Source organism: Psychrobacter sp. NPDC078929, assembly GCF_050267985.1.
Lineage (GTDB): Bacteria > Pseudomonadota > Gammaproteobacteria > Pseudomonadales > Moraxellaceae > Psychrobacter.
On the sequence record NZ_JBNNFX010000062.1, the window covers coordinates 1 to 1,258 of the forward strand.

Genomic DNA, 1,258 nt, shown 5'->3' on the forward strand with positions numbered 1-1,258 from the left:
ACCCCGTGACACTACGATGGCGTGAGTGTTCGATTTGGCACAAGTTTTTAAGCTCCCCAAACACCGTTTCAACCAAAGAGCGATGATTGAGTAGTACCTCATCCATAGGCTCAAGTAAGGGGCTGTCCTAGATAAGTAAAATTATTTAGGATAGCACTATGAGAAAGAGTAAACTAAGTTGGTATAAACAAAACAGACTCATCGAGCTATTTGTTGCCGGTTCTACCGCGAGAACAGCAGCAAGCCTAGTCGGTGTTAATAAAACCACAGCCAGTTATTACTTTCATAGGCTAAGACTGCTTATTTACGAGAATAGTCAAGACCCTGGTCTATTTGAGGGCGAAATCGAAGTAGACGAATCATACTTTGATGGCACTCGTAAAGGCAAGCGAGGGCGAGGTGCTGGTAGCAAAGTGCCCGTGTTTGGTCTATTAAAGCGTAATGGCAAGGTCTACGCTTGTATTATACCCAATGCTAAAGCAGATACTTTGATCCCCATTATAAGAGAAAAAGTGAAGCCTGATAGCATTGTTTATACTGACTCATTTAAAAGCTATAACGCATTAGATGTCAGTGAGTTTACTCATTATCGTATCAACCACTCCAAAACCTTTGTTAATGACAAGAATCACATTAATGGTATAGAGAACTTTTGGAACCAAGCTAAACGGCATCTACGTAAGTTTAACGGAGTTCCAAAAGAACATTTTCACCTCTATTTAAAGGAATGTGAGTGGCGTTTTAATCACAGTGACCCAAAGTCGCAATTACTACAATTAAAACAATGGGTTAAACAGGGTTTGAACTAGTTATCTAGGACAGCCCCAAAAATTATTACCGTAAGTTTCATAATACCAGAGCGGTAAGTGGAGCCGTTTATGAAAGTGGCGCGATTAATAATCGTATACCAAAAACATATACGTTTAACATTGTTCATTGTATAAACATAGATAAAGGAAACAACTATGACTGAATCTACCGACAGATTAGATAGTACTAAATTGAATAGCGTTGAATCGGCTAGTACTAATATTGCTGACAAGAAGGTACCTATAGCTGTGAGTAGTACTCATCAATCGATTGACTCTAAAACCATAAATCATACGCCTAAAGCTATGTACGTGACTTCAGGCAACTCAATAACACCTAAAGATAAGTTGGACAAAATGCCAAAAATGGTTGCCAATGGCAGTCGCGCTTTTATCTGGTATTTGTTGGCGATAATGGTATTAATACTTGATCAATGGACTAAGTGGTT

1 protein-coding gene and 2 pseudogenes are annotated in these 1,258 nt (G+C 38.9%); 2 read left to right on the forward strand and 1 reads right to left on the reverse strand.

The window, feature by feature from the left end:
• Positions 1-103: pseudogene (locus ACQKCG_RS13935) on the reverse strand (transposase); the annotation flags it as partial.
• A gap of 55 nt (positions 104-158) precedes the next feature.
• On the opposite strand from ACQKCG_RS13935, the gene ACQKCG_RS13940 reads away from it, so the two are divergent.
• Both ACQKCG_RS13940 and ACQKCG_RS13945 read left to right on the forward strand, forming a co-directional pair.
• On the forward strand, positions 159-809 hold the full coding sequence (locus ACQKCG_RS13940) for an IS1595-like element ISPssp3 family transposase (protein ID WP_101204403.1): 651 nt from the start codon (positions 159-161) through the stop codon (positions 807-809).
• A gap of 156 nt (positions 810-965) precedes the next feature.
• Positions 966-1,258 (forward strand): annotated as a pseudogene (locus ACQKCG_RS13945) (signal peptidase II); the annotation flags it as partial.

Coding starts and splice junctions, on each gene's coding strand:
- ACQKCG_RS13940 (WP_101204403.1), top strand. CDS start 159: ATGAGAAAGAGTAAACTAAGTTGGTATAAACAAAACAGACTCATCGAG.